Here is a 17,513-nt window from a genome sequence, read left to right on the forward strand (position 1 = left end):
GAGCGACCGTATCGACCTCGTCACATACCGCGGTCGTTCCGGGGCGCGGGCCGAAGGCTCGCGAACCCGGAATCCAGCGGCAGGCTCCTGCTTCGCGGGTGGATTCCGGGTTCGCGCTTTCAGCGCGCCCCGGAATGACGGCTGCCGGGCAGGATCTGTATTGGAGCAGATTTCGCTGATGCGTATCCTGGTCACCAACGACGACGGCATCAACGCGCCCGGGCTCGACGTCTGCGTCGAGATCGCCCGCGCGCTCGCAGACGACGTCTGGGTCGTCGCCCCCGAGTTCGACCAGTCCGGCGTCTCGCATTCGCTGTCGCTCAACGATCCGCTGCGGCTGCGCGCCATCGACGAGCGCCGCTTCGCCGTGAAGGGCACGCCGACCGACTGCGTCATCATGGGGGTGCGCCACATCGTCGAGGGGAAGGCGCCCGACCTCGTGCTCTCCGGCGTCAATCGCGGCTCCAACACGGCCGAGGACGTCACCTATTCGGGCACCATCGCCGGCGCCATCGAGGGCACGATCCTGGGGATTCCCTCGATCGCGCTGTCGCAGGCCTACGGGGCCGACAGCCGCCAGCGGCCGCACTGGGAAACGGCGCTCCGCCATGCGCCGGATCTGGTGCGAAAGGTGCTCGACACCGGCATGCCGCGCGACGTGCTGGTCAACATCAACTTTCCCGACTGCACGCCGGACGGCGTCAAGGGCATCGCGGTGGCGACGCAGGGCAAGCGCGACCAGGAATGGATCCGCATCGATCCGCGCCAGGACGGCCGCGGCAATCCGTATTTCTGGATCGCCTTTTCGCGCGGTCCGAAGCCCGAGCCGTCCAGCGGCACGGATCTCGCCGGGATCGCCGCCGGGCGCATCACGGTGACGCCGCTGCGGATCGACCTGACCGACGAGCCGTTCATGACCAAGCTCGCCGAAGTGTTCGGGTAGGGCGAGTAGCGAATGGCGATTGGCGAGTAGGGGGCCGGCTAGGGGCCAGTCGTTGTTCCCGCTCCCCGCTCCCTACTCCCCAATCGCCATTCGCTACCCGCGACCATGAAAAAATCCGGGCCGACCATGGGTCGACCCGGATCGAACAATCTTGCCGAGGCGAGGCGGTCAGGCGGCGGCGCGCTCGAAGGCCAGCGAGAGAATCTTGCCGAGGTTTTCCTGCTGGAACGGCTTCTGCAGGGTCGGGCGGTTCATGAACCGCTCGGGCAGGCCGCGCTCGCCATAACCGGTCGCGAACACGAAGGGCAGGCCACGCGCCTCGAGGATCTCGGCGACCGGGCTGACGGTCTGGCCGTTGAGATTGACGTCGAGGATCGCCATGTCGAACTCGCCGGTCCTGGCCAGCTTGATGGCGTCTTCGATCCGCCCCACCGCCCCGGCGATGGTGTAACCGAGATCGCCCAGCATGTCCTCCAGCAGCATTCGGATCATGATCTCGTCCTCGACGACGAGGATGTTCTTTGATTCGGCGGCCAGGTTCACAGCCTTGTCCATCATTGCTCCGTCCTATATTCCCTTTCGCCGGCGTGATGATTGTCCGGGCGGAACCCGGATCACCACGAACGTCCCCCCGGGCGACCAAGGGTCTGCCGATTATCCGTCCTTTGTAACAGCCGTTCACGGCGCGCGGAATGCGCCGACCGTCGGCTCGAACGAACAAACCCGTGAACCAATCCATTCGGGCCGGATTGGTTCCTCCGGATCGGCGATATTATAACCGTAATTGGCTAGCGCTGGTTGTATGGTCGGTGAGGACCGAATGGGGCAAGTTGGCGATGGCCGCCGCGCCGCGGCCCCGCCGAAAAGGACATCGGGCCCATGACGACCCTCGCCGATCAGCGTATCGGCCGAATGGAGTTCCTCCTCAACCTCCGCCGCCGCGGCATCGCGGATGCGGGCGTGCTGCGCGCCATGGACGAGGTGCCGCGCGACCAGTTCGTGCGCGACGAGGACATCGAGGCCGCCTATGCGGACCAGGCGATGCCGATTGCCTGTGGACAGACGATCAGCCAGCCCTATGTGGTCGCCTACATGACCGAGCGGCTCGCCGTGGAGCCGACCCATCGGGTGCTCGAGGTCGGCACCGGCTCCGGTTATCAGGCCGCCGTGCTGTCGCGGCTCGCGCACGTCGTGGTGAGCATCGAGCGCTACCGCACGCTCGCCGACGCCGCGCGGACGAAATTCGAGGCGCTCGGCTACGGCAATATCGAGGTCGTGGTCGGCGACGGGCTGAAGGGCGTTCCGGAGCGCGCGCCTTTCGACCGCATCCTGGTGACGGCCGCGGCCGAGTCGATTCCACGCGCGCTCACCGAGCAACTGGTCGAGGGCGGCATGATGGTGTTGCCGGTCGGGCCCCATGACGGCGCCCAGATCATCGTGCGGCTGACCAAGTCGGCGCAGGGGCTGGTGCGGGAGAATTTCATCGCGGTGCGATTCGTTCCGCTGCTGCCCGGCCAGGCGCGCGAGCTGTAGTGGCGTTCCGGCCACGCTGCCGGCCCCGCAAGCCCGAATAGCGTCCGGACGGGGTTGCCGTTCCGCCTGGAGGCCCCGATATGTCGCCGGGCGGCTCGGCCGCGCCAAAAATCCCCCGATCGCCCGCCGGAGCCGCCTGCCTTCAATGTCGACCATGATTGCCATCAAGGGCCTGTCGAAGACCTACGACACCGGTTTCCAGGCGCTGAAAACCATCGATCTCGACATCAGGCGCGGCGAGATCTTCGCGCTGCTGGGACCGAACGGCGCCGGCAAGACCACGCTGATCAGCATCGTCTGCGGCATCGTGCGGGCCTCGACCGGCGCCGTCACGGTCGACGGCCACGACATCGTCTCCGGCTACCGGGCGGCGCGCTCGCTGATCGGCCTCGTCCCGCAGGAGCTGAAGACCGACGCGTTCGAGAGCGTCTGGGACACGGTCTCGTTCAGCCGCGGCCTGTTCGGCAAGCCGAAGAACCCCGCCTATATCGAGAAGGTGCTGCGCGAGCTCGCGCTGTGGGACAAGAAGGACAGCAAGATCATGACGCTGTCCGGCGGCATGAAGCGCCGCGTGCTGATCGCCAAGGCGCTGTCGCACGAGCCGCGCGTGCTGTTCCTCGACGAGCCGACGGCCGGCGTCGACGTCGAGCTGCGCAAGACCATGTGGGACGTCGTGCGGGCGCTGCGCGACGCCGGCGTCACCATCATCCTCACCACGCACTACATCGAGGAAGCCGAGGAGATGGCCGACCGCATCGGGGTGATCGACAAGGGCGAGATCATTCTGGTCGAGGACAAGGCGACCCTGATGCGCGATCTCGGCCGCAAGCAGCTCACCCTCAATCTCAATCGGCGGCTCGACGCGGTTCCGGACGCGCTCGCCGCGCATGCCCTGACGCTTGCCGAGGACGGCAAGGCGCTGGTCTACAGCTACGACACGCAGGGCGAGCACATCGGGATTGCGGCGCTGCTCCAGGATCTCTCGCGCGCCGGACTGGAATTCCACGATCTCCACACGACGCAGAGCTCGCTCGAGGACATTTTCGTCGATCTGGTGAGGCAGCGCCGATGATCTCGAATCTGCGGGCGGTGCGCGCCATCTACATGTTCGAGATGTCCCGCACGGCGCGGACGCTCCTGCAGAGCATCGTCTCGCCGGTGCTGTCGACCTCGCTCTATTTCATCGTGTTCGGGGCGGCGATCGGGTCGCGCATCAGCGAGATCGACGGGGTGCCCTACGGCGCCTTCATCGTGCCCGGGCTGATCATGCTGCTGCTCTTGACCCAGAGCGTCGCCAACGCCTCGTTCGGCATCTATTTTCCGCGCTTCACCGGGACCATCTACGAGATCCTCTCGGCGCCGGTGTCCTATGGGGAAATCGTGCTCGGCTATGTCGGGGCCGCGGCCACAAAGTCGGTCATTCTCGGCCTGATCGTGCTCGCCACCGCCGGCGTGTTCGTGCCGCTGCGCATCGCCCATCCGGTCTGGATGCTCGCCTTCCTGGTGCTCACCGCCGTGACGTTCAGCCTGCTCGGCTTCATCATCGGCATCTGGGCGGAGGGGTTCGAGAGGCTGCAGCTCGTGCCGCTCCTGGTGATCACGCCGCTGACCTTCTTGGGCGGCACCTTCTACTCGATCTCGGTGCTCCCGCCCCCATGGCAGACCGTGGCCCTGTTCAATCCTGTCGTGTACCTGATCTCGGGCTTCCGCTGGAGCTTCTTCGAGACCGCCGACGTCCATGTCGGGGTCAGCCTGGCCATGACGCTGTTGTTCCTGGGGCTTTGCCTCGCCGGCATCGCCTGGATCTTCCGGACCGGCTATCGCCTGAAAGCATGATCGGCAGGGCGGGGGGAGGCGCCGACACGGAGCGCCGCCGGCCGCTGGACGGGCGGCAGCCGGCGGTTGTTGCCAATAGAACGTAAATAGAACATAACGGGATCGTAAAGGAGCCGGCCATTTACCAAGCAGCGGCGCCGAAACGAAAATACTCGCCGCGGGTTCCATTGTAATCGTAAAGGAAACGTCTTTGCCGACCGGCGAGGGTTAAATCAATCTTTACTCGACCGGTGCTTAACTCACTCGCGTATCCGTTGCCGTGTGTCCGTCGCGTAGAGTGAGTAAGCCGATGCGTACGATCGTCGAGTCGTCGAGCCCGTATTGCGTTTCGCGGGTGCTGGTGGTGCTCATGGTCGGGCTCGGCTTGGCGAACTGCAGCACGGACTCGACCCGGCTGACGGAAAGCCCCCTCCAGAATCCATACTCCGGCCGGCCGTCGCCCGAGGCCACCGGCTCGGTGCCGGGCCAGGGCGCCCCGGTCGGACGCGTCGATTCCCGGCCGCTTGGTCAGACCGTGGCGGCGCAGCCCCTGCCACCGCCTTCCACTTATACGCCGGGGTCGCATGGATCGGTCGCGGGCGGCGGGGTCGCCGGAGGCGGTCGCGGGCTGGGCTCCTACCAGCCGATGCCGGCGGGCGACCGCACGGCGTCGGCGCCCGAGGTCACCGGCTCGGTTCCCCGCCTGCAATCTCCTGCCAAGCCGGCCGCGAGCGCGCCGGGCTGGCAGTGGGAAGGCGGCACGCCCGTCACGGTCGCCCCGGGCGATTCCCTGTCGTCGCTGTCCAAGCGCTACGGCGTGCCGGCCAATGTGATCGCCGAGGCGAACGGCCTCGCCGGGCCGGCCGTGCTGCAGCCGGGCCGGCGCCTGGTCATTCCGCGCTACGCGGGTCCGACCGCGGCGGCGCCGGCGGCCATGCCCCCGGTCACGCCGGTCGCCGCGGGGCCGCGGGTCGGCAGCCCGGGCGTGCATGTCGTCGCCCCGGGCGACACCCTGGTCGGCATCTCCAAGCGCTACAACGTCAAGATCGTCGACATCGCCTCGGCCAACAGCATCCAGCCGCATGCGGTGCTGAAGATCGGCGACCGACTGGTCATTCCGGGCCGCGGCGGTGGCCGCACGGCGCTGCTGCAGACGCCTGGCGCGGCACCGCAGCCGGCGCCGGCACCCGTCGCCGCGCCTCCGGTCGCCCAGCCGGCTCCCCCGACCCGCGTGGTCGCGGCGCCTGCACCCGTCCAGCCGCCGGCGCAACCGAATACCCGGCTGGCCCAGGGGCCGACCGAGCCGGCCGCCACCGCCTCGGTCCACCGCACCAGCATCGAGACGCCGCCCGCCGACGACGACCGCGGCGACCGCACCGGTGCCGGGCTGGCGTTCCGCTGGCCCGTCAAGGGGCGGGTGATCACCACGTTCGGCAAGGCCAACGGCCAGCAGAACGACGGCATCAACCTGGCGGTGCCCGAGGGCACGCAGGTGCGGGCCGCCGAGGACGGCGTCGTCGCCTATGCGGGCAGCGAGCTCAAGGGCTACGGCAATCTGGTCCTGGTCCGCCACGCCAACGGCTTCGTCACCGCCTACGCGCACAACAGCGAGCTGATGGTGAAGCGCAACGACCAGGTGCGGCGCGGCCAGGTGATCGCCAAGTCGGGCCAGTCGGGCACCGTGACGTCGCCGCAGCTCCACTTCGAGATCCGCAAGGGCTCGGCGCCGGTCGACCCGATGCAGCATCTGCCCGGGGCGTGAGCGCCCGTCTTCGTAGGGCGTAAATCTTCGTAGGGCGTAATGAGCGGAAGCGAATTACGCCGCGAAGAGGCATTTCCGGCGCAATTCGCTGTCGCTCATTGCGCCCTACGGCCTACTCGCTCAGCCCGACCCCGAGGCGGCCGGCCAGATCCTGGATGAACTGCCAAGCGACGCGGCCGGAGCGCGAGCCGCGGGTGGTCGCCCATTCCAGCGCCTCGCGGCGAAGCGCGTCTGCCTCGATCGGGATCGCGTGGTGGGCGACATAGCCCTGCACCATCGACAGATACTCGTCCTGGCTGCACCGGTGGAAGCCGAGCCACAGGCCGAAGCGGTCGGACAGCGACACCTTCTCCTCGACGGTCTCGCCGGGATTGATGGCGGTCGAGCGCTCGTTCTCCATCATGTCGCGCGACATCAGGTGGCGGCGGTTGGAGGTGGCGTAGAGGATGACGTTCTCGGGCCGGCCCTCGATGCCACCCTCGAGCACCGCCTTGAGCGACTTGTAGGAGGTGTCGGCGGCATCGAAGGAGAGGTCGTCGCAGAACACGATGAAGCGCAGCGACAGGCCGCGGACGAGGCCCATCAGCTCCGGCAGGCTCTCGATGTCCTCGCGGTGGATCTCGATCAGCTTGAGGGTGCCGGCCTTCGGCCCCAGCGAGGCGTTCACGCCGGCATGCACGGCCTTGACGAGCGACGACTTGCCCATCCCGCGCGCGCCCCACAGCAGCGCATTGTTGGCCGGAAGGCCGCGGGCGAACCGCTCCGTGTTGGCGAGCAGAAGGTCGCGCACCGCGTCGATGCCGCACAAAAGCGACATGTCGACCCGGTTGACGCGCGGCACCGGGGCGAGCCGGTGGCCCTCCGGATGCCAGATGAAGGCGTCGGCGACGGCGAAATCGGGCGCGGCCGGGGCAGGGGGAGCGAGGCGCTCGAGCGCCGCGGCGATACGCTCCAGGAGCGCGTCCTGGCGGGCATCCGAGGTCGCGGGGGACGCAGCGATGGAATTTTTTGAGGTCTGATGCATGGTTTTGGGTTCCGGCCGTTCCCTTAGCGGGGCCCGGGCCGCGCCGCAAGGCGCCCAATCGCGGGCCCCGGCCGCGTTGTCGGCACGACCTCGCCAGCCCCGCTCGGGCGGCATGGTCGGGTGTGCCGCGACACGGCGACCCGGCTGGCGGCGTTGCAATCAGCCGGCCCACCGGTATAGTCCCGGCGGTTTTTCGCCCCTGGACCCGCGCATGCCGCGCCGGGGCCTGCAGGCCATCCGCCTTCCGAAGGAGTTCGACCGATGTTCGTGACGCCTGCCTTTGCCCAGGTCTCCGGTGCCGGGGGCAGCACCGAAATGATGATGTCGCTGCTGCCTTTCGTCCTCATTTTCGTGATCATGTACTTTTTGATCCTGCGGCCGCAGCAGCGTCGCGCCAAGCAGCACCAGGAGATGATCAAGAACGTCCGCCGCGGCGACAGCGTCGTCACCTCGGGCGGAATCGTCGCCAAGGTCACCAAGGTGATCGACGACAACGAGATCGAGATCGAGCTTGCGGACGGGGTCCGGGCTCGCCAGATCCGCAGCATGGTGGCGGAGGTCCGGGCCAAGGGCGAGCCCGTGAAGGACGAGACGGCCAAGCAGAGCTGAGCGGCGCGAGCCGACCCAGGAGGCCGCGCGCCGACCGGCGCGCCGAAACGGGAATCCGAGACCGATGCTTTATTTCTCGCGGTGGAAGGCGACTAGCATCCTGGCCGTGGCGCTGCTCGTGTGCCTCTGCGCGGTGCCGAACTTCTTCCCCGACAAGGTGGTGGACACCTGGCCCAAATGGGCCCAGCGCCACCTCGTGCTCGGCCTCGACCTGCAGGGCGGCTCGCACATCCTGCTCGAGGTCGACTCGAACTTCGTGCGCACCGAGAAGCTGCGCAACCTGCAGGACGACGTCCGCCGCGTGCTGCGCGACGCCAAGGTCGGCTACACCGGCCTCGCCATCCGTGGCGACGGCGTCGAGGTGCGCATCCGCGAGGGCAGCGATTCGACCCTCGCGCTGACCAAGCTGCGCGAGCTGTCGCAGCCGCTCGGCGGCATCCTCGGCAACACCGGGCAACGCACCATCGACGTCTCCGACCAGGGCAACGGCACGATTCGCCTCGCCGTGACGCAGGCCGCCATCACGGAGCGCATCCGCCAGTCGGTCGAGCAATCGATCCAGATCATCGAGAAGCGCGTCAACGAGCTCGGCACCGTCGAGCCGTCGATCCAGCGCCAGGGCGTCGACCGTATCCTGGTGCAGGTGCCCGGCCTGCAGGATCCCTCGCGCCTGAAGGCCCTGATCGGCACCACGGCCAAGCTGGACTTCCAGATGGTCGACATGAACAACAACCCTCAGGACGCGGCGCAGAGCGGCCGCGTGCCGCCCGACGACCTGCTCCTCTACGAGGGGCGGGGCGGGCAGCGCGTGCCGGTCCTGGTCGAGAAGCGCGTGATGGTGTCGGGCGCGGACCTCATCGACGCCCAGCCGGGCTTCGACAACCGCACCAGCGAGCCGATCGTCTCGTTCCGCTTCAACACGGCGGGCGCACGCCGCTTCGCCCAGGCGACGCAGGAGAATGTCGGGCGGCCCTTCGCCATCGTGCTCGACAACGAGGTGATCTCGGCGCCGGTGATCCGCGAGCCGATCCTCGGCGGCTCCGGCCAGATCTCCGGCAACTTCACGGTCCAGAGCGCCAACGACCTCGCCATCCTGTTGCGCGCCGGTGCGCTGCCGGCGCCGCTCACCATCATCGAGGAGCGCACGGTCGGCCCCGGCCTCGGCCAGGACTCGATCGCCCGCGGCAAGCTCGCCTCCTATCTGGGCGCGGCGCTGGTGGTGGTGTTCATGTTCGCGACCTACGGCCTGTTCGGCCTGTTCGCCAACATCGCGGTGGCCGTCAACGTCGCCATGATCTTCGGCATCCTGTCGCTGCTCAACGCCACCCTGACGCTGCCAGGGATCGCCGGCATCGTGCTGACGGTCGGCATCGCGGTGGACTCCAACGTGCTGATCTACGAGCGCATACGCGAGGAGGTGCGCGCCGGCCGCTCGGCGATCCTGGCGATCGACGCCGGCTTCTCGCGCGCGCTGGCGACCATTCTCGACTCCAACATCACCACCTTCATCGCCGCCGCCGTGCTGTTCTTCATCGGCACCGGCGCGGTCCGCGGCTTCGCCGTCACGCTCGGGATCGGCATCCTGACGACCCTGTTCACCGCCTTCACGCTCACCCGGCTGATCGTCGCCTGGTGGGTCCGCTGGCGGCGCCCGCAGACCGTGCCGATCTGACCCGCGCCACCGGCCCATAACCGACGAGAACCAAACCCCGTGCGCCTCCTCCGCATCGTCCCGGACGACACCAATTTCGACTTCATCCGCTTTCGGCGGATCAGCTTCCCGGTCTCGGGGGCGCTGTCGATCCTGGCCATCGTGCTGTACTTCTTCCACGGTCTGAACTTCGGCATCGACTTCCGCGGCGGCACCCTGATGGAGGTGCAGGCCAAGTCGGGCGTCGCCGAGCTGGCGCAGATGCGCTCGACGCTCGCCGGCCTCGATCTCGGCGACGTCCAGCTCCAGCAGTTCGGCTCGCCCGCCGACGTGCTGATAAGGCTCGCCCAGCAGCCGGGCGGCGACGAGGCCCAGCAGGCGGCGGTGCGCAAGGTCCGGGCCGCCTTCGGCGACAGCGTCGACTATCGCCGCGTCGAGGTGGTCGGCCCGCGCGTCTCCGGCGAGCTGCTCGCGATGGGGACGATCGGCATGTTCTTCGCCATCGTCGGCATCCTGATCTATCTCTGGTTCCGGTTCGAATGGCAGTTCGCACTCGGCGCCATGATCGCCAACATGCACGACATCGTGCTCACCATCGGCTTCATGTCGGTGACGCAGATCGACTTCGACCTGACCAGCATCGCGGCGCTGCTGACCATTCTCGGCTACTCGCTCAACGACACCGTCGTCATCTACGACCGTATCCGCGAGATGCTGCGGCGCTACAAGAAGATGCCGATGCCGGAGCTGCTCAACCACTCGATCAACTCGACGCTGTCGCGCTCGGTCATCACCCACGTCACGGTGTCGCTCGCCCTGCTGGCGCTGCTGGTCTATGGCGGCCAGGCGATCCACAGCTTCACGGCCACCATGATGTTCGGCGTCGTGCTGGTCGGCACCTACACGTCGATCTTCATCGCCTCGCCGATCCTGCTCTATCTCGGCGTCGGCACGACACGCCGCGACGCCGAGGAGGTGTCGTCCGGCGCCGGCAAGCCGCCCGCCAGCTCGCCCGCGAAGCCGCCCGCCAAGGCCAAGACCAAGTCCTGAGGCGGCGGTGCCGGCCGACCGCGCGAGCCCGCATCTTCCCCGCCCGGCCCTGATCGACTCATACGGGGACGGCGGCTTCCGGTTCGGCCATCTGTCGCATCGCGGCTCGGTGCTGTGCCTGCCGGACGGCGTCTGGGCGATCGCCGCGGCGACGCCGGCCGAGATCGGTGCAAGCGAGATCGAGCTCCTGCTCGGCAGCACGCCGCCGGTCGAGCATCTGCTGATCGGGGCGGGGCGCGATCCCTGGCCGCTCCCCGAGGCGCTGAGGACGCAGTTGCGCGACAACGGGATCGTCACCGAGAGCATGACGACGGGCGCCGCGGTGCGGACCTGGAACATGCTGCTGGTCGAGCGCCGCCGCGTCGGGGCGCTGCTGATCGCGGTGGCGTGAGATCGAATCGGGCTGACCGTTGGGCCGAGCCGGTGGCATTACACTCCACCTCCCCCTGGAGGGGGGAGGTCGGCGGACGCAGTCCGCCGGGAGGGGGTGATCGGCGAAGCCGGCGTTTGGGGCTTCACCCCACCCCGAGCGCGTGCGATGCACGCGCCCGACCCTCCCCCTCCAGGGGAGGGTGAAGGCGAGAGAGCATGGACTCCTACGGCCACTGCGAGGTGCTGGTGCGGGAGGCGGATCGCGACCGCTTCCTGGCGGCGCTGTTCGCGCCGGCCGGCCTCAGGCCGCATCTTTTCGCGCTCTACGCCTTCAATGCCGAGGTGGCGCGGGTGCGCGACGCGGCGAAGACCCCGATAGCGGGCGAAATTCGCCTGCAGTGGTGGCGTGACGCGCTTTCGGGCGAAGGCCATGGCGAGGTGCGGGCCAATCCGGTCGCCGACGCGCTGCTGACCACCGTCGCGGCGCATGGCTTGCCGGTCGCGCCGCTTCTCGATCTGATCGAGGCGCGCAGCTTCGATCTCTACGACGACCCGATGCCGAGCCTCGAGGCGCTCTACGGCTATGTGCGAAAAACCTCGTCTGGGTTGATCGACAGCGCGGCCCGCATCCTCGCCGGCCCTGATCCCTTTATCGCGGCGCTCGCCGGGCCGGCCGGCATCGGCTGGGGCCTCGCGCGCATCCTTCAGGCCGTGCCGCTGCATGCGGCGCGCGGCCAAGTCTATGTGCCGGCCGATTTCTTGCGAGAGCACGGCGTCGATCCGGCCGACATTTTGGCGCGGCGCACCGGCCCGGGATTTTCTGCAGCGCTGGCCGATCTCCGCGCTCGCGCCCGTCTGGAACTGGCCGAGGCCGCACGCGCGACCAAAATGCTGCCGGTTGCGGCGGCGCCGGCCTTCCTGCCGGTCGCGCTCGCCGGGCCCTTGCTCGACCGGCTCGAGCGGCAGCAGGCTGCCGACCCGTTTGCACTCGTCGACCTGCCGGCGTGGCGGCGGCAATGGATTTTGTGGCGCGCCAGTCGGGCGCACCAGTAGGGCGCAATGAGCGCAGCGAATTGCGCCGGCCTCGAATTCTTGGCGGCGCAATTCGCTGCGCTCATTACGCCCTACGGATTGTGCCCCGCCGCGCCCCGCCAGGCGTCGAGATCGGCGAGCGCGCGAGCCGACAGGGCCTGTTTTCGCGCGAGGGTCTTTGCCGTGCCGCGCAGGCGACCGCCATCGGGGAGCTTGACCACCGACCGCGTCAGCGGTGGGAACAGGCCGAAATTGACGTTCATGGGCTGGAACGAGCGCGGCCCGGCATCGATCGTCGTCACCACGTGGCCGCCCGTGATGTGGCCGAGCAGGGCGCCGTGCGCCGTGGTCGGCGGCGGCGGCAGCACGGGCTCGCCGCGCCGCTCGGCTGCCGCGAAGCGGCCGGCCAGCAGGCCGACGGCGGCCGACTCGACGTAGCCCTCGCAGCCCGTGATCTGGCCGGCGAAGCGCAGCCGCGGCATCGCCCTGAGCCGCAGCGCCGGGTCGAGCAGGTGCGGCGAATCGAGAAAGGTGTTGCGGTGCATGCCGCCGAGCCTGGCGAACTCGGCCCGCTCCAGGCCCGGGATGGTGCGGAAGAGGCGCACCTGCTCGGCGTGCTTCAGCTTGGTCTGGAAGCCGACCATGTTGAACAGCGTGCCGAGCCGGTTGTCCTGGCGAAGCTGGATGATCGCATGGGGTCTTTGCTCCGGCCGGTGCGGATCCGTGAGGCCGACCGGCTTCATCGGGCCGTAGCGCAGCGTGTCGCGGCCGCGCTCGGCCATCACCTCGATGGGCAGGCAGCCGTCGAAATAGGGGGTCGACGCCTCCCACTCGTGGAACGACACCTTCTCGGCGGCCAGCAGCGCATCGACGAAGGCGTCGTACTGGGCGCGGTCGAGCGGGCAGTTGAGATAGTCGGCGCCGGAGCCGCCGGGCCCCGCCTTGTCGTAGCGCGACTGCGCCCAGGCGACCGACATGTCGACCGAAGAGCGATAGACGATCGGGGCGATGGCGTCGAAGAAGGCCAGCGCCTTGGCGCCCGTGACGTTGCGCACCGCCTCGGCCATCGCCGCCGAGGTCAGCGGGCCGGTGGCGACGATGACGTTGTCCCAGTCGTCGGGCGGCAGGCCGTCGATCTCCTCGCGGCAGATCTCGATCAGCGGATGGGCTTCGAGTGCCGCCGTCACGGCACCCGAGAAGGCGTCGCGGTCGACCGCGAGCGCGCCGCCGGCCGGGACCTGGTTGGCGTCGGCTGACCGCATCACCAGCGAGCCGAGCCGCCGCATCTCCTCGTGCAGCAGGCCGACCGCATTGGTCGAGGGGTCGTCGGAGCGGAACGAGTTGGAGCAGACGAGCTCGGCGAGCCCTTCGGTCTTGTGGGCCGCGGTGGTGCGCACGGGCCGCATCTCGTGCAGCACCACGGGCACGTCGCGGGAGGCGATCTGCCAGGCGGCCTCGCTGCCGGCGAGGCCGCCGCCGACGACATGGATGGGCTCCATCGGACCGCTCGTCTCCTGGTTCCGCCCGGGGCGTCCGGGCGGCGTCGGCCCGATATAGGAGGCCCGGGCCAAAAATGAAAAGCGCCCGCCTTGGGGGCGGGCGACTTTTCATGCAGTGTTCGAGGAGGGCAGTCGACGACGGGCAGGAACCTCCAGGGCCGGCGCGGATCGATGCGCCAGTCGTCCACCGTTCGCCGGGACTCGGGCCTCAGTCGGCCTTGGCGGCATCCCAGGCGATCTTCTGGATGTCGGCGCGCAGGATGCCGATGTCGGCCAGCTCGCGGTCGCCGAGGCGGCTCAGCTCGCGAAGGCTCTCGTTGTACTTGCGCCACACCCGGACCATCCGGACCAGACTGGAGACGAGATACATTTTGACCCCCGATTTCCGGTACGCGGGTGGTCCCGCGCAGGCTTGTTGTTGCATAAATAAGTTGCTGAAATGGGAGCGAAACCCTCAAATTTTGCGATGCAGCTATTCATCTGCTGCAGTCGCGTGCAGGTCAAAGATCAGAAATTAGGCAACAGCTCCTTCGTCGGCTGCGATGCTTTTCGGCTGTTCATCCGGACTACCGGGACACCGATCCGGGACGAGGATCGGCATTTCAAAGATCGTTCGGAGCGGTCGGCGCGGGTGATGGAGGGGAATGCACGCCATGGTGTCGCCGCTTCGGGCGGGCACAAGATTCGGATGAACCTCTCCGACGGCTGCCACGACTGACCAGAATGAGGATCCGCCGCGGGGGGCGGTGCAGGGGACGAAAGCGCCCGTTCATGGGCCAGCGAACGAGCCAGCCATTCACGCTCTGCGGCACGCCGACATCGTGCGCCGCCGCGGCTGCGTCTGCGACGACCCGCCCGGGCGTCTCGCCAAGATAGGCCGCCGATGCCGAAACGTCCGAGCCTTTAATGCATTATTGTGTGCATCTCACCGGAGGACACGAATGAGTCGTCACTTGATTGCCTTGGCGGCCGCTGCCGCCGCGATCACGTTCAGTCCGGGCCTTCAGGCCGCGCCGCTCGGCGCGACCGCAGGGCTCGGCGCAGCCGCGGATGCCGCGGCGATCGGCGAGACCGTCCAGTACTATTACGGCGGCGCCGAATATTGCTGGTACCCGGGTGGTTGGCGCGGGCCGGGCTGGTATCGCTGCGGCTTCGCCTGGCGCCAAGGCTTCGGCTGGGGTGGCCCGATGGGCTGGCGCGGCTGGAGCTATGGCGGTCCGCCGCCGCGCGCCTACTACGGCCCGGGCCCGGGCCGCGTCGGTCCGCCCCCGCCGCCGCGCCCGATGTATCGGCAAGGCCCGCCGCCGCGTATGGGCGGTGGCGGCGGCCCGCCGCCTCGTGTGGGCGGTGATGGCGGCCCGCCCCCTCGCATGGGTGGCGGTGGCGGTGGCGGCGGCTTCGTTCCGCAGCGCTGAGCCGCGGGACGGCACTGGCACGGCCCCCGGCTGTGCCGATGGCGATCGATCGACGAGCGGGCTGCCGAAAGGCGGCCCGCTTTTTTGGTGTGCGGCCGGCAGGAGCGCCGCGCCACTCCGGGTTACCGCTTGTCACGGCCCACATCCCATGGTGCTCTTGACCCGTTTGATGCAACGCGACCGACCCGCAACGCGAACGACCTGCAACGAGAGTGGGACCATGGACGCCGACACCGTTTTGGAGCCGCGCAGCCTGTTTTTCGAGGATCTCGCCATCGGCATGAGCGAGAGCCTTCAGCGCACCGTCACCGACGCCGCCGTCAGGGCCTTCGCCGAGGTGAGCGGCGACCGCAATCCGATCCATCTGGACGCCGACTACGCCGCCGGCACGCTGTTCAAGTCGCGCATCGCCCACGGCGTCTTCACGGCGAGCCTGATCTCGGCCGTGCTCGGCATGCGGCTGCCCGGCCCGGGCGTGATCTATTTCTCGCAGACCCTGAACTTCCGGGGGCCGGTGCGGATCGGCGACGTGGTGCATGTGCGGCTCGAGATCGCCGAGCTGATGCCGGAGAAGTGCCGGGCCAGGATCGCCTGCACCTGCACGGTGGCGGGCGAGGTGGTGCTGGACGGCGACGCCTGGGTGAAGGTGCCGTCGCGGCTGCCCAAGCCGGACGCCCCGAAGCCGGACGCCCCGAAGCCGGGCGCACCCAAGGCGTGACGGCGGCAGGCTCAAACGCGTCGAAGCCATGACGGCGGCCCGCTCCCGACGCTCGCATAACCGCGGCGCCGCGACACAAGTCGCGGTCCCGGGAAGGCGCGCGTGGGCGTCTCAGCGAGCCGCATAACAGCGTGCGACAGTCACATACGGCGTTTGAATTAGCCGGATGTGAGAGAGCGTGTATACTTGTGCGTGCACGCGGAGATGAAGGGGTAGTTGGAGCGTCCTCAGGCGAAGTGAGAACCGGTTCGTGTGGAGAAGACGCTCTGTCGATGGACTCTCGGAGCGCGTTCGGACCCAAAACCGGACTTCACTTTTGGTCGACGCGCTTCCTCCAAGAGGAGAGTCGGATGACTCCTCCACCTGAAGCCTGGGGCGAGCTCGCCGCGATCCTGCGCATGAGGAACGGCCGGCCGCTCGGTGCACCAGCCACGGGTTCGCTCTCGACCAGCAATGTCGGAGGTCATGTCGCGTCGGAGTTCGAGGTCGATTTCGGCGTCGAGCCGGCAACCGACGCGGGCGTGGACGATCTGCTTCTGTGCCGGCGCATGCGGGCCCTGCGCCTCGATCCGGACGAGCTCTATTGCAACGAGCCGCGGGCGTTCAGCGTGTTGCGCAAGCTGTGCGCCACCTGCAGCGTTCCGGCACGCTGCGCCCGGGATCTCGGCGACGAGTTCTCCGATCCAGGGTGGCAGGACTGGCGCAACTACTGTCCGAACGCGACGACGTTGAGCATCCTCAGCGCGCTGCGCGGCTGCGGGCCGGACGAGATCAGCGCGCCGGCGGGCGGCTGAGGCGGTTGCCTCGCCGGATGGAGCGCGGCGTCTGCCCGCCGCGCCGTAAATTGCTGCGCAACCAGTTTATCGCGACCGATCACTCGCGACTCACTCGCGACCGAGTATTGCCCGCGACGTATTGCTCTCGACCGATCGTCGAGCCGCTCGTCGCCGTGGTGCCCCGAACGTCCGTCCTAAGCCACGACCTTGCGGTAGAGATGCCAGGTGGCGTGGGCGAGGATCGGCAGCACCACGGCGAGGCCGATGAAGAACGGCAGGGCGCCGAGCGCCAGCGACACGGCGACGATCAGGCCCCAGGCCAGGATGGCGATCGGATTGGTCGCCACGGCCCTCACAGAGGTCTGCACGGCCGTGACCGCCCCGACGTCGCGGTCCAGCAGCATCGGGAACGACACCACGCTGACGACCAGCACCGCGAGCGCGAACAGGAAGCCGATCCCGTTGCCGACCAGCAGCAGGGTCCGGCCGTGCGGGGTGCCGAAAATGTCGGTCACGAAAGCCGACAGCGAGCTCGGCGCGCCATAACCGAACAGGCCCTGGTAAAGGCTTTCGGCGACCGCCAGCCAGATCACGAACAGCACCATCAGCAGGCCGCCCAGGAGCGCGATCGAATCGCGCGAGGGCGAGCGCAGCACCCCGAAGGCGTCGGTCCAGCGCACCGGCAGGCCCTGCTCGCGGCGGCGGCTGAGCTCGTAGAGGCCGAGCGCCACGAACGGTCCGAGCAGGGCGAAGCCGGCGACCAGCGGGAACAGCAGCGGCACCACGTCGTAGCCGAAGCTCAGCCGTGCCAGCACCAGGCCGACCACCGGATAGAGCATGCTGAGGAAGATGACGTGGCTCGGCATGGCGCGGAAATCATCGAGGCCGCGGCGGAGCGCGTCGCCGAGGTCGGCGAGGCCGATCCGACGAATTGCCGGCCGCACCGGCTGCTCGATCGAACCCGCGAAGACGTGGAGCGTGGCCATGGTCTCCTCCCTCGAGACGGCAAGGATTCGGTGGCGGCGACGATGCGGCTCGGCCGGCCGCTTGCAGCGCGTCGCCTGTCCAGTCTCGCAGGGTAGCCGTCGGCGGCGGTCACGCGGCATCACGAACACGGCAGCACAACCGCGCGTTTTGTCGCATCGCGACCGCACGCAGATACCGATGGACGGACGATCGCGCCGCGCGCGGGACGGCGGGAGGAGACGGGCAGGGCGGTCCGAATGCCGCAGGTGCCGCCCCTCGGCGCGTGCCATCGCACCGAGGGGCGAGGGCACGCGGATGGTGACGCAATCCCGTCCGCCGGGTCGTCAC

The 17,513-nt window shown here is 68.7% G+C and carries 19 protein-coding genes; 14 read left to right on the forward strand and 5 right to left on the reverse strand.

Annotation, left to right across the window (positions count from 1 at the left end):
* Positions 1-178 precede the first annotated feature (178 nt).
* Positions 179-943 carry a 5'/3'-nucleotidase SurE gene (gene surE / locus HXX10_RS06965; RefSeq protein WP_296521037.1) on the forward strand — a complete coding sequence of 255 codons (765 nt, stop codon included), beginning with the start codon at positions 179-181 and terminating at the stop codon, positions 941-943.
* A 168-nt stretch (positions 944-1,111) separates the two neighbouring features.
* Here the strand turns inward: surE and HXX10_RS06970 are convergent, their stop codons facing one another.
* A complete protein-coding gene (locus HXX10_RS06970; protein WP_296521039.1) occupies positions 1,112-1,501 on the reverse strand; it encodes a response regulator in 390 nt (129 codons plus the stop codon).
* 321 nt (positions 1,502-1,822) lie between these two features.
* On the opposite strand from HXX10_RS06970, the gene HXX10_RS06975 reads away from it, so the two are divergent.
* The 4 genes from HXX10_RS06975 to HXX10_RS06990 all read left to right on the forward strand — a co-directional run bounded on the left by HXX10_RS06975 (position 1,823) and on the right by HXX10_RS06990 (position 6,053).
* Positions 1,823-2,476 carry a protein-L-isoaspartate(D-aspartate) O-methyltransferase gene (locus HXX10_RS06975; RefSeq protein ID WP_296521041.1) on the forward strand — a complete coding sequence of 218 codons (654 nt, stop codon included), beginning with the start codon at positions 1,823-1,825 and terminating at the stop codon, positions 2,474-2,476.
* 145 nt (positions 2,477-2,621) lie between these two features.
* Positions 2,622-3,548 (forward strand): ABC transporter ATP-binding protein, encoded by a 927-nt coding sequence (locus HXX10_RS06980; RefSeq protein ID WP_296521042.1) that lies wholly within the window; start codon positions 2,622-2,624, stop codon positions 3,546-3,548.
* Entirely contained in the window at positions 3,545-4,312 is a 768-nt protein-coding gene (locus HXX10_RS06985) for an ABC transporter permease (protein WP_296521044.1), read from the forward strand. Before HXX10_RS06980 ends, HXX10_RS06985 begins: the two co-directional genes overlap by 4 nt.
* A 289-nt stretch (positions 4,313-4,601) precedes the next feature.
* The gene (locus HXX10_RS06990) at positions 4,602-6,053 is read left to right on the forward strand and encodes a LysM peptidoglycan-binding domain-containing M23 family metallopeptidase (RefSeq protein WP_296521046.1); all 1,452 of its coding nucleotides are present in this window, start codon (positions 4,602-4,604) and stop codon (positions 6,051-6,053) included.
* Between the two features lie 112 nt (positions 6,054-6,165).
* On the opposite strand, the gene HXX10_RS06995 is transcribed toward HXX10_RS06990, so the two are convergent.
* Positions 6,166-7,077, reverse strand: coding sequence for an ATP-binding protein (locus tag HXX10_RS06995; RefSeq protein ID WP_296521047.1), 912 nt, complete (start codon positions 7,075-7,077; stop codon positions 6,166-6,168).
* A 261-nt stretch (positions 7,078-7,338) separates the two neighbouring features.
* Here HXX10_RS06995 and yajC point away from each other — a divergent pair, with 261 nt between their 5' ends.
* From yajC to HXX10_RS07020, 5 genes are all read left to right on the forward strand, one after another.
* On the forward strand, positions 7,339-7,686 hold the full coding sequence (gene yajC, locus HXX10_RS07000; RefSeq protein WP_296521050.1) for a preprotein translocase subunit YajC: 348 nt from the start codon (positions 7,339-7,341) through the stop codon (positions 7,684-7,686).
* Between the two features lie 64 nt (positions 7,687-7,750).
* Positions 7,751-9,358, forward strand: coding sequence for a protein translocase subunit SecD (gene secD, locus HXX10_RS07005; RefSeq protein ID WP_296521054.1), 1,608 nt, complete (start codon positions 7,751-7,753; stop codon positions 9,356-9,358).
* A gap of 39 nt (positions 9,359-9,397) precedes the next feature.
* Entirely contained in the window at positions 9,398-10,387 is a 990-nt protein-coding gene (gene secF, locus HXX10_RS07010) for a protein translocase subunit SecF (RefSeq protein WP_296521056.1), read from the forward strand.
* 7 nt (positions 10,388-10,394) lie between these two features.
* Positions 10,395-10,778 (forward strand): Mth938-like domain-containing protein, encoded by a 384-nt coding sequence (locus HXX10_RS07015; RefSeq protein WP_296521058.1) that lies wholly within the window; start codon positions 10,395-10,397, stop codon positions 10,776-10,778.
* A 197-nt stretch (positions 10,779-10,975) separates the two neighbouring features.
* A complete protein-coding gene (locus tag HXX10_RS07020) occupies positions 10,976-11,812 on the forward strand; it encodes a phytoene/squalene synthase family protein (protein ID WP_296521062.1) in 837 nt (278 codons plus the stop codon).
* Between the two features lie 71 nt (positions 11,813-11,883).
* Here HXX10_RS07020 and trmFO read toward each other — a convergent pair whose 3' ends face one another.
* The gene (gene trmFO / locus HXX10_RS07025; protein WP_296521063.1) at positions 11,884-13,290 is read right to left on the reverse strand and encodes a methylenetetrahydrofolate--tRNA-(uracil(54)-C(5))-methyltransferase (FADH(2)-oxidizing) TrmFO; all 1,407 of its coding nucleotides are present in this window, start codon (positions 13,288-13,290) and stop codon (positions 11,884-11,886) included.
* 208 nt (positions 13,291-13,498) lie between these two features.
* Positions 13,499-13,660, reverse strand: coding sequence for a DUF1127 domain-containing protein (locus HXX10_RS07030; protein WP_296521065.1), 162 nt, complete (start codon positions 13,658-13,660; stop codon positions 13,499-13,501).
* A gap of 96 nt (positions 13,661-13,756) precedes the next feature.
* On the opposite strand from HXX10_RS07030, the gene HXX10_RS07035 reads away from it, so the two are divergent.
* The 4 genes from HXX10_RS07035 to HXX10_RS07050 all read left to right on the forward strand — a co-directional run bounded on the left by HXX10_RS07035 (position 13,757) and on the right by HXX10_RS07050 (position 16,217).
* Complete coding sequence (locus tag HXX10_RS07035; protein ID WP_296521067.1) at positions 13,757-14,008, forward strand: hypothetical protein; 252 nt, start codon at positions 13,757-13,759, stop codon at positions 14,006-14,008.
* 223 nt (positions 14,009-14,231) lie between these two features.
* Positions 14,232-14,705, forward strand: a complete 474-nt coding sequence (locus HXX10_RS07040) for a hypothetical protein (protein ID WP_296521069.1) — start codon at positions 14,232-14,234, stop codon at positions 14,703-14,705.
* Between the two features lie 220 nt (positions 14,706-14,925).
* A complete protein-coding gene (locus tag HXX10_RS07045) occupies positions 14,926-15,423 on the forward strand; it encodes a MaoC family dehydratase (RefSeq protein WP_296521071.1) in 498 nt (165 codons plus the stop codon).
* A gap of 350 nt (positions 15,424-15,773) precedes the next feature.
* On the forward strand, positions 15,774-16,217 hold the full coding sequence (locus tag HXX10_RS07050; RefSeq protein ID WP_296521073.1) for a hypothetical protein: 444 nt from the start codon (positions 15,774-15,776) through the stop codon (positions 16,215-16,217).
* Between the two features lie 176 nt (positions 16,218-16,393).
* Here the strand turns inward: HXX10_RS07050 and HXX10_RS07055 are convergent, their stop codons facing one another.
* On the reverse strand, positions 16,394-17,185 hold the full coding sequence (locus HXX10_RS07055) for a DUF2189 domain-containing protein (protein ID WP_296521076.1): 792 nt from the start codon (positions 17,183-17,185) through the stop codon (positions 16,394-16,396).
* Positions 17,186-17,513: the final 328 nt, after the last annotated feature.

The organism is Rhodoplanes sp. (genome assembly GCF_013377085.1).
Taxonomy (GTDB): Bacteria; Pseudomonadota; Alphaproteobacteria; order Rhizobiales; family Xanthobacteraceae; genus Rhodoplanes.

Bases quoted from the DNA above. Each gene is read 5' to 3' on its own strand.
- HXX10_RS07035 (WP_296521067.1), top strand. From the start codon at position 13,757: ATGCAGCTATTCATCTGCTGCAGTCGCGTGCAGGTCAAAGATCAGAAA.
- surE (WP_296521037.1), top strand. From the start codon at position 179: ATGCGTATCCTGGTCACCAACGACGACGGCATCAACGCGCCCGGGCTC.
- HXX10_RS06985 (WP_296521044.1), top strand. From the start codon at position 3,545: ATGATCTCGAATCTGCGGGCGGTGCGCGCCATCTACATGTTCGAGATG.
- HXX10_RS06990 (WP_296521046.1), top strand. From the start codon at position 4,602: ATGCGTACGATCGTCGAGTCGTCGAGCCCGTATTGCGTTTCGCGGGTG.
- HXX10_RS07050 (WP_296521073.1), top strand. From the start codon at position 15,774: ATGACTCCTCCACCTGAAGCCTGGGGCGAGCTCGCCGCGATCCTGCGC.
- secD (WP_296521054.1), top strand. From the start codon at position 7,751: ATGCTTTATTTCTCGCGGTGGAAGGCGACTAGCATCCTGGCCGTGGCG.
- HXX10_RS07040 (WP_296521069.1), top strand. From the start codon at position 14,232: ATGAGTCGTCACTTGATTGCCTTGGCGGCCGCTGCCGCCGCGATCACG.
- HXX10_RS07055 (WP_296521076.1), bottom strand. From the start codon at position 17,185: ATGGCCACGCTCCACGTCTTCGCGGGTTCGATCGAGCAGCCGGTGCGG.
- trmFO (WP_296521063.1), bottom strand. From the start codon at position 13,290: ATGGAGCCCATCCATGTCGTCGGCGGCGGCCTCGCCGGCAGCGAGGCC.
- HXX10_RS07045 (WP_296521071.1), top strand. From the start codon at position 14,926: ATGGACGCCGACACCGTTTTGGAGCCGCGCAGCCTGTTTTTCGAGGAT.
- yajC (WP_296521050.1), top strand. From the start codon at position 7,339: ATGTTCGTGACGCCTGCCTTTGCCCAGGTCTCCGGTGCCGGGGGCAGC.
- HXX10_RS07020 (WP_296521062.1), top strand. From the start codon at position 10,976: ATGGACTCCTACGGCCACTGCGAGGTGCTGGTGCGGGAGGCGGATCGC.
- HXX10_RS06975 (WP_296521041.1), top strand. From the start codon at position 1,823: ATGACGACCCTCGCCGATCAGCGTATCGGCCGAATGGAGTTCCTCCTC.
- HXX10_RS06995 (WP_296521047.1), bottom strand. From the start codon at position 7,077: ATGCATCAGACCTCAAAAAATTCCATCGCTGCGTCCCCCGCGACCTCG.
- HXX10_RS06980 (WP_296521042.1), top strand. From the start codon at position 2,622: ATGTCGACCATGATTGCCATCAAGGGCCTGTCGAAGACCTACGACACC.
- HXX10_RS06970 (WP_296521039.1), bottom strand. From the start codon at position 1,501: ATGATGGACAAGGCTGTGAACCTGGCCGCCGAATCAAAGAACATCCTC.
- HXX10_RS07030 (WP_296521065.1), bottom strand. From the start codon at position 13,660: ATGTATCTCGTCTCCAGTCTGGTCCGGATGGTCCGGGTGTGGCGCAAG.